This is a genomic window from Rothia sp. ZJ1223 (genome assembly GCF_016900985.1).
Classification (GTDB): Bacteria; Actinomycetota; Actinomycetes; order Actinomycetales; family Micrococcaceae; genus Rothia.
The window spans coordinates 194,398-209,086 of the sequence record NZ_JAFEUT010000004.1 but is presented as its reverse complement, the minus strand read 5'-3'; the positions used below and the strand labels follow the sequence as shown (position 1 = coordinate 209,086).

General features: G+C 55.6%; 17 protein-coding genes. 4 read left to right on the top strand and 13 right to left on the bottom strand.

What is annotated here, in order from left to right:
* The first annotated feature begins 44 nt into the window (after nt 1-44).
* The 3 genes from JTP09_RS06855 to JTP09_RS06845 all read left to right on the top strand — a co-directional run bounded on the left by JTP09_RS06855 (nt 45) and on the right by JTP09_RS06845 (nt 2,822).
* A complete protein-coding gene (locus JTP09_RS06855) occupies nt 45-1,628 on the top strand; it encodes a PLP-dependent aminotransferase family protein (protein ID WP_204877706.1) in 1,584 nt (527 codons plus the stop codon).
* 68 nt (nt 1,629-1,696) lie between these two features.
* Nucleotides 1,697-2,311, top strand: a complete 615-nt coding sequence (locus tag JTP09_RS06850) for a hypothetical protein (protein WP_204877705.1) — start codon at nt 1,697-1,699, stop codon at nt 2,309-2,311.
* A gap of 127 nt (nt 2,312-2,438) precedes the next feature.
* Nucleotides 2,439-2,822, top strand: a complete 384-nt coding sequence (locus tag JTP09_RS06845) for a hypothetical protein (protein WP_204877704.1) — start codon at nt 2,439-2,441, stop codon at nt 2,820-2,822.
* Between the two features lie 98 nt (nt 2,823-2,920).
* Here JTP09_RS06845 and JTP09_RS06840 read toward each other — a convergent pair whose 3' ends face one another.
* The 7 genes from JTP09_RS06840 to JTP09_RS06810 all read right to left on the bottom strand — a co-directional run bounded on the left by JTP09_RS06840 (nt 2,921) and on the right by JTP09_RS06810 (nt 8,622).
* Nucleotides 2,921-3,418 carry a hypothetical protein gene (locus JTP09_RS06840; RefSeq protein WP_204877703.1) on the bottom strand — a complete coding sequence of 166 codons (498 nt, stop codon included), beginning with the start codon at nt 3,416-3,418 and terminating at the stop codon, nt 2,921-2,923.
* Nucleotides 3,411-4,022 (bottom strand): Asp23/Gls24 family envelope stress response protein, encoded by a 612-nt coding sequence (locus JTP09_RS10185; RefSeq protein ID WP_204877702.1) that lies wholly within the window; start codon nt 4,020-4,022, stop codon nt 3,411-3,413. The genes JTP09_RS06840 and JTP09_RS10185 overlap by 8 nt, the downstream gene beginning before the upstream one ends.
* Nucleotides 4,019-4,585: an RNA polymerase sigma factor gene (locus JTP09_RS06830; protein WP_204877701.1), complete on the bottom strand. Its 567-nt coding sequence runs from the start codon at nt 4,583-4,585 to the stop codon at nt 4,019-4,021. Before JTP09_RS06830 ends, JTP09_RS10185 begins: the two co-directional genes overlap by 4 nt.
* A gap of 99 nt (nt 4,586-4,684) precedes the next feature.
* Complete coding sequence (locus tag JTP09_RS06825) at nt 4,685-5,467, bottom strand: Asp23/Gls24 family envelope stress response protein (protein WP_204877700.1); 783 nt, start codon at nt 5,465-5,467, stop codon at nt 4,685-4,687.
* Between the two features lie 185 nt (nt 5,468-5,652).
* Complete coding sequence (locus JTP09_RS06820; RefSeq protein ID WP_370592526.1) at nt 5,653-7,911, bottom strand: heavy metal translocating P-type ATPase; 2,259 nt, start codon at nt 7,909-7,911, stop codon at nt 5,653-5,655.
* A 91-nt stretch (nt 7,912-8,002) separates the two neighbouring features.
* The gene (locus tag JTP09_RS06815; protein ID WP_204877699.1) at nt 8,003-8,221 is read right to left on the bottom strand and encodes a heavy-metal-associated domain-containing protein; all 219 of its coding nucleotides are present in this window, start codon (nt 8,219-8,221) and stop codon (nt 8,003-8,005) included.
* Between the two features lie 74 nt (nt 8,222-8,295).
* The gene (locus JTP09_RS06810) at nt 8,296-8,622 is read right to left on the bottom strand and encodes a metal-sensitive transcriptional regulator (RefSeq protein ID WP_204877698.1); all 327 of its coding nucleotides are present in this window, start codon (nt 8,620-8,622) and stop codon (nt 8,296-8,298) included.
* A 135-nt stretch (nt 8,623-8,757) separates the two neighbouring features.
* On the opposite strand from JTP09_RS06810, the gene JTP09_RS06805 reads away from it, so the two are divergent.
* Complete coding sequence (locus JTP09_RS06805; RefSeq protein ID WP_204877697.1) at nt 8,758-10,836, top strand: glycoside hydrolase family 15 protein; 2,079 nt, start codon at nt 8,758-8,760, stop codon at nt 10,834-10,836.
* Nucleotides 10,837-10,939: 103 nt separating this feature from the next.
* Here JTP09_RS06805 and JTP09_RS06800 read toward each other — a convergent pair whose 3' ends face one another.
* From JTP09_RS06800 to JTP09_RS06775, 6 genes are all read right to left on the bottom strand, one after another.
* Entirely contained in the window at nt 10,940-11,785 is an 846-nt protein-coding gene (locus tag JTP09_RS06800) for an anti-sigma factor domain-containing protein (protein ID WP_204877696.1), read from the bottom strand.
* The gene (locus tag JTP09_RS06795; protein ID WP_204877695.1) at nt 11,775-12,380 is read right to left on the bottom strand and encodes a sigma-70 family RNA polymerase sigma factor; all 606 of its coding nucleotides are present in this window, start codon (nt 12,378-12,380) and stop codon (nt 11,775-11,777) included. The genes JTP09_RS06800 and JTP09_RS06795 overlap by 11 nt, the downstream gene beginning before the upstream one ends.
* Nucleotides 12,381-12,439: 59 nt before the next feature.
* On the bottom strand, nt 12,440-12,865 hold the full coding sequence (locus tag JTP09_RS06790) for a hypothetical protein (protein WP_204877694.1): 426 nt from the start codon (nt 12,863-12,865) through the stop codon (nt 12,440-12,442).
* A 243-nt stretch (nt 12,866-13,108) separates the two neighbouring features.
* Entirely contained in the window at nt 13,109-13,267 is a 159-nt protein-coding gene (locus tag JTP09_RS06785; protein WP_204877693.1) for a hypothetical protein, read from the bottom strand.
* A 19-nt stretch (nt 13,268-13,286) separates the two neighbouring features.
* The gene (locus tag JTP09_RS06780) at nt 13,287-13,598 is read right to left on the bottom strand and encodes a hypothetical protein (protein ID WP_204877692.1); all 312 of its coding nucleotides are present in this window, start codon (nt 13,596-13,598) and stop codon (nt 13,287-13,289) included.
* A 90-nt stretch (nt 13,599-13,688) separates the two neighbouring features.
* Nucleotides 13,689-14,657 (bottom strand): bile acid:sodium symporter family protein, encoded by a 969-nt coding sequence (locus JTP09_RS06775; protein WP_370592525.1) that lies wholly within the window; start codon nt 14,655-14,657, stop codon nt 13,689-13,691.
* Between the last annotated feature and the right edge of the window lie 32 nt (nt 14,658-14,689).

The following is a 14,689-nucleotide window of genomic DNA, read 5'->3' as shown; positions in this document are numbered from 1 at the left end:
CAAAGAATTTTTAGACCAGATGTATTCTCCGAGAAAACCCCACCATGTCCCGCTCTTCCGGCCCCGCCGAATTACCGCTTGCCATCAGCCGTGATGTGCCTGAGTCGATTCCTACCCAGCTTGCTGAACAGCTGCGCGCTCACATTCTGGCGGGAACCCTCGCCCCTGCGGACGCGCTGCCCTCAACCCGCGCGCTGGCGGCACGGCTTGATATTGCCCGTGGGTCGGTGGTTGCTGCCTATGAGCAGCTTTCCGCTGAGGGGTACCTTGAAACATCTAAAGGTGGCACCCGCGTTACCAAAAACTTGAAATTACAAGAAGTTCTTGGGGCTTGCTCAGGTGGGACTCAACCGGGGCACCTTCCTCGTAGCCAACAGGTGATGCTCTCAAACGGTGAGCCTTTAGTAGCGGGTGGGGGAGTGCGTCCGCCACGACCACCTGTACCGCCTAGAAATCGCACTATTAACCTCACTCCTGGCAGTCCCGATACTTCACTCTTGGCGAGTACTGCCTGGCGGGCGTCCTGGCGTGTCGCTGCCGCTGAACCCACCGCCAATTACGGTGCATCAGGTTCGCCCGCCCTGCAATATCAACTCGCTGAGCACCTGCGTACGATGCGCCACACGGTCTGCGCTCCGCACGAAATTATGGTGACTGCCGGTGCGCGTGACGGTTTTCGTTTGCTGTTGAGTTCTCTGCGAACCCAGCGCCGAGAGAGACCGCTGCGTATCGCGGTGGAGAACCCCGGCTACCCTTCGCTGTATCAGATTCCGGCGGTTTTTGGGCACGAGATCATACCTGTGAGGGTCGATCAGCACGGGCTTGACCCCGCTTCTTTGCCCGCTGAAGCTCCCGATCTTGTGCTGGTTGCCCCGAGTCACCAGTACCCGCTTGGAGCGTCGATGCCGGTCACCCGCCGCCTTGAACTGCTGGACTGGGCGCGGGAAAATAATGCCTACATCGTTGAAGATGATTACGATTCAGAACTGCGTTACGTGGGCGATGCCCTTCCGGCGCTCACTGCTCTTTCGCGGCAGCATCCTGATGATCGAACAATTATGCTGGGGTCTTTTTCTAAGACGCTGACCCCCGCTCTCGGTCTGGGGTTCATGCTGGCACCGGTGTCTCTTCACACTGATATTTTGCGGTTGCGGCGGGTCATGGGTAACCCTGTTTCAGCGTTGACGCAGGATGCCGCTACTCATTTCTTTGCTCGGGGTGGGGCGCATCGGCATATTGCGCGTATGCGCCGGGTCTACAGGCAACGCCGTGAAACTCTTGTGACTGCTCTGGCGCAGAGCCGGTTGCCTGACTGGGTGAATGTGCTCCCTATGGACGGCGGTCTTCACTTGGTTCTTGAGTTCACCGGTGTCTACGCTAGTGCAGGCTATGAGACGCTTGTCTGCGAAACTCTTATGCGAAGCGGGGTGGAGGTAGCGGCTTTGGGGGACTACTGGGCGCACGCTGCCCTCACCTCTCGCAGCCTGCCGCCAACTGGTACGGACGTGCCTTCTGATGCCCAGCGAACTTTTGGCGTAGTGCTGGGTTTCGGTGTTGAGGCGCCGCATCGTTTGCAAGCTGCTGCGCAGAAGATGACGCAAGTGCTCGATAGCATGGGTGTCGCCTGAAGATCTTTCCTGAACAGTTGCCCCTGTGTACTACCATTCTCACCCTGAAAGAAACTAAGCTAGGGAACGTGAATTTTTCTCTTGCTGCGCACCGTTTTGTTGCGCCGACTCTCGCCTTGTCCTTGGTTTTTGTGGTGTACGGTCTTATTACCGTTTTCTGGCAGCGACCTACTCTTGATTTTGCTGCGGTGCTGATGAGTATTTATTTTTTGTGTATGGGTGGTGCGAGTTTTTTGAACTCGCGTGCAGCGAGCACTGTTGCCTATGAGGGGGATTCTCGCCGGGCGGATGCGAGCCTGCAGGACGCGCCCGTCGGGGTGAATATCGGCAGCGTGGGTCAGCTGTGGCGTTCGTTGGCGATGATTCAACTGGCAGGTGGTGTTCTCCTGCTGGTGGTTCCTCATACTGAGCTGTGGATGACTCTTATTGGTAGCATCATTCTGGGTCTTACCGGTGTGGCGCTTTTGCTGATGGGTTTGCGTGTTAAGAATGTTCTGCCCACTGATAAGGATTGGCGCATAGCCGGGTTTGTGACCGTGATGTCAGCCTTGGGTCTCACCGTGCTCTCAGATTTGGGCGCAAAAGCTATGTTGGGTGTTACTGCGGGTGGTGCGCTCATTGCCGGTATCTTCATGGTGATTGGCGCTATTTCCCTGCGCGGTCAATCCAAAAATCACCGTTAGTAGTACTCACTAAGGGCGGCGTTTACTGAGCGGTAAGTAACGCCCCGCCCCGCCGTAATACTGAGTACTTCTGGGTGGTGGCGCGGGTAGAGTAGATTGAACACTCTTTTGTGGGAAGGAATTCTAGGTGACTCAGAAACGTGGCGGCATAAAGGAACAAATTAAAGGACCGCTTCTTATTGCGGTGGGTCTTGCCCTCGTAGCTTTTTTCGGTGTGGCGCTCTTTGCTACCGGTGGCACTAATAACCCGCCTAAGGTTCCCCTTGCGGCGTCTGTATCAGGTGCTGTTTTTGTGGTTACTCTGGTTATGTGTGCAACCCTCATGATGATTGAGACACCCAACGACGAATCCCTCGGCAAGGGCTCGGGCATCAACCGCTCCTCAGCGAAGCTCTATGCTGAAGCCCGCGCTAAGCGCGAAGCAGCAGCCCGAGAAGCCTCTAAGAATAAGACCTCATCAGCTCAGCACAGTGACTCAACAGCTCACACCCCTGAGCAACCGAGCGCCTAGAAAGACCCACTAAAGACTTTTACATGCACAAGGGGGCGCGTCTTGAGACTTCATAGAAGTCAAGACGCGCCCCTTGCACATACCTCAAATTGCCAGTGTTAAACGTTCACAGCCTCAAGATTGATGACGGTATCGTCATCAACATGCTGTCTGATAGCAGCTGTTGCGCGGCGCAGGACGTCCGGCACGCTTGCTTGGCGACTGACGCCTAAACGAGCGGTTACGCGCAGGGGTTCCTCTGAGCCGAACGACGGTGCGCCTGCGGCGGTGTCTCCCACGGGTGAACTGGCACGCTTCATCACATCAGTGGCACCTTCCACCATAGAACTAATCGCAGCACCAGCGGTCCCAACCGCCTCACCCAACATCTGAGCCGCTGTAGTTGTGTCATGAGCGGTTTGCGGCTGCTGATCATTTCCGTTGTTCAACACCGCCGAACTCACCATGCGCAAGGCACCACCGACCAGGGGCGCGTCCGCATACAAACGCTCAACACCCTCAACCTCGCAAACTGCCTTGTACAAGGTGCCCAGCAACTGCTGATGATCGCTCTCATCACTGTGAGCAGGGTCTTCAATATGCAATATTTTAGGCATGAGGCGGCTCCTCGGGCTTAGCATTGAGCTCCGTTGCCGGCGAGTGGACGTCCTCAACCGTGATATCTACAGCCACAAGATTCAGCTCACTCGTACGGTCAATTTCTTCAAGGACGCGCGCTCGCACTTGCTGCGCCGCATCGGGCACCGCGGTGTTTTGGCGGACGGAAATATTCATTTCCAGTGTGATTTCGGCGTCGGGGGTCTCAATGTCACCGTGCAGGCGAACCTTGCCGACTAGAACGCCGCTGACGCTCTCGCCGGCGCGGCGAGTGGCAGAAAGAATAGCGCCCTCCGTCACGCTGAGCGTGTCGAGGGGGTGATCGCCGGTCAGCGGAATGGCGCGCCCCGCTTTCGTCTCAAGAATAAGATTCTCCAGCAGAGTTTCAACCCAACCAACGTGTGCTGTTTGGGTGTTCTCATCTTCATCGATGAGTTCCTGGGTGGCGCGTTCTAAGCGCTGCAAAGCTTCAAAACGTTGAGTGCAGGTAGGGCAGTTTTCAATGTGTTTGCCCCGGCGCTGGTGCTCGGCACCGGCGATACCGCTGTGCTCATCGTCAAGCCAGATACTCAGGTCTTCAAGGGGGATGTGATTGCTGTTCACTTCCATTCCTCCATTTCCTGAACTAGTTTGACGCGTGCGCGGGCGAGTTTTCCGCGTACGCTTGCGGGTGAGATTCCCAGCAGTTCGGCGATTTCCTGGTACGACGAACCACCTATTTCACGCATAATCCAAATCTCGCGGGACTGCTCTGGCAGGGTCTCAAGAGCGTGGGCGAGAGCGTTAATCTGGGAACCGGTGATAGCACTCTGCTCGGGGGTTTGCTCTTTTGCGTGAGATTCTGCAACAGAATCAATCGAAACATTCGATTTGCGGGTGCGAATGAGGTCTATTGCTTTTCGGCTGGTGAGGGTCATGAGCCAGCTGCGTACTTTGCTGTGGTCTTCGAGGGTGTCGAGTTTCTTCCACGCTTGGATAAAGGTTTCTTGTAGAACGTCGTCAGCATCTGCGGTTGTGCCGGTAAGGCGAATGGCGTAGGCGCGCATCGCGGGTGCATGCTTACGTACCAGTGCTTGAAACGCTGCTTGATCCCCGTTGCTGGCTCTTTGGCTCAGCAGGGCGTCGGTTAATTCGCCGGCGTACTCCGCAAAAGTAGAAGACGTCATCGGTTTCCCTTTGTAGTGGGTATAGGGGTAAGAGACGCTCTCTCACCAAGTAATAAGTTTATATTACTGTCTACTTTCTCGGCAGGTAGACCCGAAAATTTATGCACCCCCTGTAGTGGAGTGTAGCGAAGATACCTCACAGGAAAGTGACTCCACCGTGCGCCCGAGAAGTCTCTCGAGATGAGCGGTGAGGTGTGGGGATGCGCTTTCAATGTGGGTGTTGATGGTGCGGGTGAGGGCCTCTGACCCGTTCTCAAAATCTTGCTGGCTAAACTTGGGGTTATTGCCGAGTAGGCGTTGCGCTAGGGGGGTTTTTGCTGAAATCGCAAGCCCCTGCGTCCGCTCGCTGACGCGCGTAGTTACCTCGTCATCGGCAACCCCGTAGGCGGCGGCAATGAGAGAGGTGGCGACGTCTTCGTAGGCACCGGTGGTGTAGGTAATCGTCAGGTTTTTATCGGGGTTGTTGGTTGTCGGTGCGGACGCGCCTGCGCCCGAAGACGAACCGGCGGGAAGATCATCTATAGACCCCACCTCAACGCTGGCAACTTCGACGGTAACAGCTGAGACGCCGGTGCCGGTGAGCTGTTCTATGTGTTCAAAAATGGTCTCGCCGACAGAGTAAGCAACATCGTGTGGAAGGTGCCCCGCACTGGTGTTGATGCGCACAAGAATCTGAAAACGCCCACGCTCGTACTTGGCGGTTACACCCTGTTTTTCGGGGTGCTTATTATCAAAGAGAGAAAGAACCGTGCCCATTACACGCCCCATGGGGCTGCCCAGTGATTTCACGCCGGGAAAATCGCTCAGAAGAATACCGACCATCTTTTCAGCGGTTGCCTCGGTAACGATGGTGCGTCCTTGCACTGTTTGAGCTTCAGTCACTGCAATATCCTCGGTAAAGATAGGAGGCGACGCCGATAAACGGTAAGTGGAAGGTGCCTAACGACGCCGCCATAGTAAGACGGGGTGATTAATCGATGTGTCACGCCGAAATATAAAACTTTTTCTTACTACCAACTTAGCAGTACACCGCTAGCAGGTAGAACTCACCTACCCGATGATACGGTTTAGGGCTTCCACACCGTCAGGCGCATGGAGTTAAGCACCACGAACACCGAGCTGAACGCCATAGCAGCCCCCGCAATCATGGGGTTGAGCAAACCTGCCGCCGCCACCGGAATCGCCACCGTATTGTAGGCAAAAGCCCAAAAGAGGTTGGATTTGATGAGTTTAAGGGTGGCTTTGGAGAGCTTGAGAGCGGTGGGCACAGACTCTAATTCTGAGCGCATCAGGGTCATATCGGCAGCTTCCATTGCAACGTCGGTGCCTGAACCCATCGCGATGCCCAGATCAGCCTGTGCCAGAGCTGCTGCGTCGTTAACACCATCACCCACCATCGCCACGCTGGCACCTTCACCTTGCAGGGCGCGCACCCGCTCTACCTTCTCTTGCGGGGTCACCTGCGCATACACGTTGCCCGGTTCGATACCCACCTGGGAGGCAACTGCCTCTGCCACAGCGCGCGCATCCCCGGTCAGTAGCATGGGGGTAATACCCAGCTTCTTAATCTCGGCAATCGCCGCCGCGGTACCATTCTTGGGGGTATCTTGCAGACAAATTAGACCCACCGCCTGATTCGCCACCGCCACGGCAACGGTTGTCAGTCCGCCGGTTTCTTGCTTGTGCAGTAGCTCCTTCTGGGTGCTTGTGAGCGCTACCCCCTGTTCTGTCAAAAAACTGGGTTTGCCCACCAGCACCGCGCGTCCATCTGCCAGCGTTCCGCTGACGCCACCACCGGCAAAAGACTTGAAATCGCTGACCTGTGGTAGGGCGGACGTGTGAGCCCCCGCCGCCGCAATCGCACGGGCAAGAGGGTGTTCGCTGTGGTGCTCAACAGCGGCAGCCGGTACTAAAACATCAAGATGCATATCAGCATCTGTAGCAAAGGGGTACACAGCCATGACTTCAAGGTCGCCGGTGGTGACCGTACCCGTTTTATCGAGCACCATCGTTGATACCTTGCGGGTATCTTCAAGAACCTGGGCGCTTTTAATAAGAACGCCCAACTGCGAACCCCGCCCTGTACCCGCCAAGAGAGCTGTAGGGGTTGCCAAACCCAGAGCACACGGGCAAGCAATGACCAGTACCGACACTGCCGCCACAAAAGCACGCGAAACATCACCGGTTACTACCAGCCACCCCACCAGGGTCAGTAGAGCAAGCACCAAAACTACCGGAACAAAAATTGAAGAAATCCTGTCAGCCAAACGCGCAATAGGAGCCTTCGACGACTGCGCCTCAGCCACCAAATGACCCATCTGCGCCAGGGTAGTTTCAGCACCCACACGAGTTGCCTCAACGGTTAGCGCGCCCGAAGTGTTTACGGTGGCACCCGTGACCTGACTACCCGGAGCAACCTCAACGGGAACAGACTCACCCGTCAGTAAAGACTCATCAACCGCAGAGGTGCCTGTTTTCACCACACCGTCCGTTGCGATTTTCTCACCCGGACGCACCGAGAAAACATCCCCCGGCAGAAGATCTTTCACGGGAATCCGAATCTCTTTATTATCCTGTATAAGGGTTGCTTCTTTTGCTCCCAGATCTAGCAGGTTGCGAAGCGCCTGCGAAGAACGTCGCTGCGTCCGCGCCTCAATGTAGCGGCCCAGCAGCAAAAACAACGCCACCATGGTCGATGAATCAAAGTAAAGATTGTGGTCGTGCGCGCTCATATCCGTCATACCCGCGTGCCCCGCATGAGCGGTCACCATAGGGTCTAAGAAAAGATTGGCAGCAGAGAAAAGGTAAGCAGAAATGACGCCCAAAGAAACGAGGGTGTCCATAGTGCCCGAAAAATGCCGGGCGTTAATAGCTGCCGAACGGTGAAAAGGCCACGACGCCCAGGTCACCACCGGCAGCGCCAAGAGCGCAACTACCCACCCCCAATGAGCAAATTGCAGGGGAGCGAACATGGTAATCGCAAAAACCGGCAGTGCGAAAAGCGCAGCCACCCAGATGCGTTTTTTCAACATCTCGGGCGAATGCAAAGACGTTGTATCAACCTCAGCGGGCTGCTGGTCAGTTTTCAGCTGCGCCGTATAACCTGCCTTTTCAATGGTTTCAATCAGCACCTCGTCGCTGATGCCTTGCGGGGCAATTACCCGCGCTGATTCCAAGGGCAGGTTGACGGATGCGTCCACCCCCTCAAGTTTTCGCAACTTACGCTCAACACGACCAACACATGAAGCGCAGGTCATGCCGCCAACGCTCACATTCACGATGCGGGTAGTAGCGGGCGTGGTAGAGAAACTCTCAAGGGGAGGCACGGTGAATCCTTTATCTCTAAAAATCGAGAGTGCAATTTAAGACATGTTTTCGCGAAAAAACGGTCTTAAATTGCACTCTCAGCGAGTAAAACTAGTTGGTAACAACCTCAAAGCCAGCTTCAGCAATAGCAGCGTTCACTGCGGTCTCGCTGATGGGGTCAGTGTGCTCAATGGTGATGGTTGATTCGCCGTCTTTGACAACGTCAACAGTTACCTCATCAACACCCTCAACCTCAGAAACCTCTTCGGTAACGCTCAGCGCGCAGTGGTTGCAGGTCAGACCGGTTGCTCGAACGGTAGTAGTAGCCATGGTGTGCTCCTTTTTTCTTCTCTATATTTCTTAGGGGCTCTTGCCGCGGGGGCAAGAAAACTAGGGGGCGCGTGTTAGCTACGCATCATGCGGGTAATAGCGTCGGTGGCTTCTTTGATTTTCTCGTCAATCAGACTTTGATCGCCGGTTTTCTCCGAGGTGATAGCGGCATCAACAACGCAGTGGCGAATGTGCTCTTCCAGCAAGTTGGTAGAAACCGCGTGCAACGCCTTATTAATAGCCGCAACCTGGGTGAGGATATCGATGCAGTACGTGTCGTTTTCGATCATGCGCTGAATACCGCGCACCTGCCCTTCAACCCGGCGCAGGCGCGTAAGGTGCGCGTCCTTAGAACTGTGATAACCGTGAACCTGGTGGTCGCAGGTGGTTCTCTTGCTCATATCCTCCACGCTATACCCCCAGGGGGTATATTTTCAAGACCTTTCCACCGTCAGCAGAGAGCAACAGGCAACCGGTTACAGGAACGGGAACTTTTTACCCCTGCCGCCTACCGTGTCTTTGGTAGGCTTAGGAGCATGGCTTCTTATATCGAGGACTACGCTCTGCTCTCAGATATGAACACCGGCGCTTTGGTTTCGCGTGCGGGTTCAATTGACTGGTTTTGCGCCCCGCGTTTCGACTCCGGCGCAGTATTCGCTGCCCTGCTGGGGGAGCGCGATAGCGGACGCTGGCTGCTTGCTCCGCTAGAGAGCGTCAATCCGAACCCAGTTGAAGAAATCAAGATTGAGCGTAGCTACCGCGAAAACACTTTCGTCCTGCAGACGGTGTGGTCTGTGGGGGACGCATCGGTGCGAGTCACCGACTTTATGCCGCTGGCTGCGGGCACCTCGATTGTGCGTAACGTGGAGGGTCTCACCGGTGAGGTCACCATGTACAACGAGTTCGCACTGCGTTTTGATAATGGCAAAACCCAGCCGTGGGTAACTCGTTATGAGGGCGCTATTGACGCTAACGGTGTGCCTGATCCCGATGAGTCGATGCTGGTGGGCATGGCTGGTCCGCACGCCCTGGTGTTCCGCGGCTCGCCGATGCCCGACGGTCAGCCTGACCAGCACGCTGGCACTTTTACCGTGACCGCCGGTCAGAACTACGTGTTCACCCTCTCTTACTTTGCATCTAACCAGAACCCGCCTGCGCCCATCGACTACCCCAAGGCACTGACCTACGCCGAAGAGCAGTGGAGCGAGTGGTCCTCGCTGTACGTTGATGAGGTTCCTGAACCCACACCCACGCAGTCCCAGCCGGTTGTTGCAAGCGAGCCGGAAGCATCCACGAACCCTGTGCCTCAGGTGGCACCACCTGCAACCGATGTAAGTGTCGATGCCCAAAGCATCGAGGTTACCCGCGAGGTTGACAGTGAAGTTATTGAACCCTCAACCCAGACCATCTCTTTTGAGGTGGACGCGGCAACCTACGAAGAGTTCGCTCAGACCAGCGCTAACCCCGTCGTTGAAGAAGACGATGAAAACGCTGCTTTTGACGCTGAATTGCGTGAGGCTCGCCTGCGCTCGCTACTCGTGTTGCGCGCGCTGATTTCGCGTGAAACCGGTGGTTTGGTTGCTTCTGTGACTACTTCCCTCCCCGAGGTTATCGGCGGTAAGCGCAACTGGGATCACCGCTTCGCTTGGCTACGTGACGTTGCTATGGCAATGGACGTTACCCTAGCTCACGGTCACGAACGTGAAACCGCCCAGCTGCGTAACTGGATGCTGCGCGCGCTTGCTAACAACCCCTACAAGTTGCACTCGGTGTACGGTGTTGCTGGCGAGAAAGATGATCTTGACCGCCGCCTGGCTCTGACCGGTTATGAGGGGTCTCAGCCGGTGCGTTCGGGTAACGGTTCGCATTCCTATTTTCAGGGGGACGCGCTGGGTCAGGTGCTGGCTACTTTCGCGAATCTGCGCCGTCACGGCGTGGGAGAAGATCACCTCTCGTGGCCGCTGCAGCAGGCTCTTTTGAACTCTGCGGTGGAGCGTATTGGTGAACCTGACCGCTCAATTTGGGAGATGCTGGGTGAACCCCATGTATTTACTCACTCTCAGGCGATGCTGTGGGCTGCTTTTGATGCCGGTGTTACTGCGGTAACTGAGCACGGTATGACGGGGGACGCCGAGGTATGGGCTGAGGCTCGCGACCGCGTGGCGGCTGAGATTTTGGAGCACGGCTATAACGAAGAGCTGAACTCTTTTGTGCAGACCTATGACGGTATACACGTTGATGCCTCCCTTTTGCAGCTCGCTCACATTGGGTTTGTGGCGTGGGATGATCCGCGCATGCTGGGCACAGTGGAGCGTATTGAAGCTGAACTGATGCACTCATCGGGCATGATTTACCGTTACATTAACCGTGACAATATCGATGGTTTCGAGGGGCAGGACAACCCACACTTTGGTGCTTCGCTGTGGCTTGCCGAGCAGTACCTGCGTTCCGGTCGCACCGAGGACGGTCGCCGTCTGCTGCGTACTGTTTTGGATCTTTCCAACGACTTGGGTTTGATGAGTTCTGAGTATGATTTTGACTTGGGACGCATGAGTGGCAACTTCCCGCACGTCATTCCACACATCGCGCTGATTCGCGCGGTGGAGGCACTCTAAAGAATGCTTTAAACGCCGGTGGGTGCGGCTCAGAAAAATCTTGAGCCGTACTCACCGGCGTTTTTATTTTTAAGTTTTGTGCAGGGCAGTGCAAGCGGCAGAGCTAGTTGTTCTGCGCCATGACGTCGAGCATCAGGGGTTTGTCGCTGGGGGCTGTGGCAGTTGCATCCTCAACAGTAATGCCGAAGTCCGTCACCTGACTGAGATCCTGCCCGGTCATTTCGGTGAAGACCTGACCCACCGACCCATCATTGAGTGTGCCTGAGCCTACAATCTGCCCCTCTGCATTGTAGAGCCAGATCATGTAAGCCTTTCCCTCCGGTAACGGGGGAAGGTCAGCGGTAGCGATGGCAGCCATATTGTGCGAGGGGGAATAGACCACAGAAACGTTGGAGCCGTCCATGTTGCCTTTCGCGAGAGAAACATCCTCAGCCATGCTGATTTGATCGACTAACGCGGTGCCTGCGCTCTGCTGTTTCAGGGCAGTTAGCTGGGTGCGCGCGTCCTGCAACTGCTGGTACTGGGTGAAGCCCCAGCTACCTGCAACCAGGGCAGCTGCCGCCGCAACGAGGGTGAGCGCCCGCCAAGTGCCACTCCAGCGCTCCTGGGCTCGGCGCTGCGCGCGAGAAACAGGTGCATCAAGGGGCGAAATGAGATGTGCTGATGAAAGTGAGGGGTCTTCTGCACCGGGTAGGGACGCGCCGCCCTTTCTAGCCGGGGGCTTAACCTGCGGTGTGCTGCGTACCTGCTGCATGAGCTGCGCCTTGAGGTAGGCGGGCGGAGCAAGGGGCATAACCCCCAAACCTATAGTTGCCGCGACCTCCTGGGCATCCCGCACCTGTTCCCGCGTTGGCTTATCAAGGGCAGCCTCAAAAGTCGCCCGCTCCTGCCCACCCAGGGAATTCAGGGCGTAACCAGCCGCGTCCTCACTCAAGAACTTATTGCTCACCGTAAACCCCCTCCAAAGCAGTGCGTAACGCCAACAAACCCGCCCGCGTTCTAGATTTAACAGTACCCAAGGGAACATTCAGTGCCCCGGCAATATCGCGTTGCGTCAGACCACCAAAATAGGCAAGGGTAATAACTTCTGTGTACTCCACCGGCAAGGACGCCAGTGCTTGAGCCACATGCTCAGCTTCAAGATGGGAGTTCACCGTCTCGTGGACGTGCTCATACACCTCTTGAAACTCCGCAGTGCCCTGAGACATATCACGGTTGTAAGATGCCTGCACCGACCGCACCCGGTCAACTGCGCGCCGATGGGCAATCACCATCACCCACGACCTCGCTGAACCCTTCGCAGGGTCAAACAGCGGAGCCTTCTGCCACACCTCCAAAAAGACCTCTTGGGTTACCTCTTCAGCGTGACTCTGATTGCGCGTGACCCGCCACACCAGCGAATAAATATAAGGTGCAAGCTGATCGTACATTCGTTCAAAACACTCTTCACTACCCGTAGCAGTACAGGCGATGAGCTCTTTCAACTGATCCTCATCAGTTGCGCCCACCGCCTGAGATGCCGGGTACAGGGTACGGTCTGTCATGCCTCTTATGCTACTCGTTAGCTCTACGCGAGCATGAATAATCCCAGTGTGATGTCGTGTTACTTCTTCATATCGTCCATGCCATCAGACATGCCGCCCATATCGTCCTTCATCATCATTGACTCGTCCATCATAGGTGAGGGCATCATCGACTCGTCCATCATCTTCTTATCCATGTCATTAGACATGCCGCCCATATCGTCCTTCATCATCATTGATTCGCTCATCATGGGCGAAGGCATCATGGATTCATCCATCATCTTTTCTTTATCCATGTTGTCCATCTTGTCGTCCATCATGGGAGACTCACTCATCATGGGTGAGGGCGTCATGGATTCATCCATCATGGCTGATGAGGACGCCGGTGCTGAGGTTTCTTTCATCATGTCACCGGTTTTTTCGGCGTTAGCGCCGCAGGCTGCCAGACCCAGAGCGAGGGCTGCGGTTGAAACTACCATGAATGAACGCTGTGCAAAAGTTGCCACGATTTTCTCCTTGAGAATGATTTTTACCAGCCCTTGTTGGGGCGTTGACATAAAGAGTTCGTAGCCGGGTGCGCGAGCGGTTTAAGTTTTTTAAGAAAAACTTTAAAACTTTTCTATGAGAGGGGTGATTGCGTTCTGCTCACTGTGACCGTACTCTGCTCAGGTGACCGCGTTTATCGTGGTCACCTGAGCAGAACGTGGTCACTAGTGACGGGAGCCTGGTCACCTCTGAGTAGAGCCTAATCACATGAGGAGCAGAGCAGAGCGGACGCAGGGGCTGGGTGGACGCAGGGGCGGGCAGTCGGGCGGACGCGCGTCCTGAACCTGCCTGCCGTGAAATGAAACTTCATCACAAAAATGCGCCCCGCGACCTTCAACAGTGAAGGCGGCGGGGCGCACCACAAGTGTTTAACTTATTCTTTTACCGGTCATCATCATTATCTGAATCATTGTCGGTATCATCGACGTCGGCGTCCTTATCACCCTTATTGTCCATGTCATTCTTGTCGTCGCGCTCGCCGTTAGCGTCGTCGGCATCCTTATCTGCGGTGTCGGGTGCGTCTGACTCGTTCATGTCGTCAGTGTCTCCGGTGTTGATAGCGCTGGGCTCAACGGTTGAGGTGGGTGCCTGGGTGGTTTCGGTTTCGGCGGGTTTTGAGGCTCCACACGCTACTAACCCGAGGGTGAGAACGAGGGTGCTGAGAGCTAAAAGTGGGGTGCGTGCTGCGGGCATCGTTGCCTCCAAGGGTAAAGATAGTCAGTAGTCTGTTCTTTGTACTCTAAACCTCTTACCATGACCTTCGCAACACCCTGTGAAGCTGTGTTACTGCTCAATATTGTTGGCTTTTGCGTAGGCTGCTGCCCGCCCGGCACAAATCATGAGCTGCACTTGGTGAAAGATCATCAGCGGCAAAATAAGCAGCCCTAAGGACGCGCTGCCGAAGATAATAGCTGCCATGGGCAACCCGGTGGCGAGGGATTTTTTGGTGCCGCAGAATTGAATGGCTATCCTGTCGGCACGGCTGAATCCCAGGCGTTGCCCAACACTGTTGGTTAGTGCCAGCATGCCCAATACCAGCAGTATTGAAAGACCTACCAGTACCAGTAGCTGCGGGGGTGAAACGTGCGTCCAGACCCCATCGACCATTCCCGCAGAAAAAGCGGAGTAGACCACCATACCAATTGAGGTGCGATCAACGTGTTTGGTGATTTTCTTTTTGGCTAGGTTGCCTACCCAGCGCCGCAACAGCTGGCCCAGTACGAAGGGTGCCAACAGTTGTAGGGCGACATTCACAAAGACTTGCCCTGAGATAGTCAGGGAGTCTGAGCGCATGAGCAGCATGACTAGCACTGGGGTAGCCACCACGCCCACTAAGTTGGAGGCACTTGCTGCCACGATGGCACCGGCAACATTACCGCGTGCTACTGATGTAAAAGCCACCGATGATTGAACGGTAGAAGGCACGAGACTCATAAAGAGCAGTCCCAAATACAGTTCATTGCCAATAACGTATTTAAGCGGAAAGAGCGCCAGCCCAATCAGCGGGAAGACCAGGTAGGTGAAAGCGAGAATGGTGCTGTGCAGCCGCCAGTGTTTGAGACCTGCCAGGGCTTCTTGCGGTGACAGGCGTGCGCCGTAGAGAAAGAACAGCAACGCAATTGCCGCTTTGGTGGCGAGCGAGAAAGAGTCGGCGAAATCCCCGCGTGCGGGCAGCGCAATAGCGAGAACCACCGCCGCAAGAATCATGAGAATCAGTGGGTCTGGTTTGCGAAGAAAAGTTGGTAGTGGCACTGTTCTAGTCTACGGCTGGGCGGATGCGTACA

Excerpts from the sequence above, each read along its gene's own strand:
- JTP09_RS06795 (WP_204877695.1), bottom strand. The coding sequence starts at position 12,380 with ATGACAGACCGTACCCTGTACCCGGCATCTCAGGCGGTGGGCGCAACT.
- JTP09_RS06855 (WP_204877706.1), top strand. The coding sequence starts at position 45 with ATGTCCCGCTCTTCCGGCCCCGCCGAATTACCGCTTGCCATCAGCCGT.
- JTP09_RS06830 (WP_204877701.1), bottom strand. The coding sequence starts at position 4,585 with ATGACGTCTTCTACTTTTGCGGAGTACGCCGGCGAATTAACCGACGCC.
- JTP09_RS06815 (WP_204877699.1), bottom strand. The coding sequence starts at position 8,221 with ATGGCTACTACTACCGTTCGAGCAACCGGTCTGACCTGCAACCACTGC.
- JTP09_RS06810 (WP_204877698.1), bottom strand. The coding sequence starts at position 8,622 with ATGAGCAAGAGAACCACCTGCGACCACCAGGTTCACGGTTATCACAGT.
- JTP09_RS06840 (WP_204877703.1), bottom strand. The coding sequence starts at position 3,418 with ATGCCTAAAATATTGCATATTGAAGACCCTGCTCACAGTGATGAGAGC.
- JTP09_RS06780 (WP_204877692.1), bottom strand. The coding sequence starts at position 13,598 with ATGCCCGCAGCACGCACCCCACTTTTAGCTCTCAGCACCCTCGTTCTC.
- JTP09_RS06805 (WP_204877697.1), top strand. The coding sequence starts at position 8,758 with ATGGCTTCTTATATCGAGGACTACGCTCTGCTCTCAGATATGAACACC.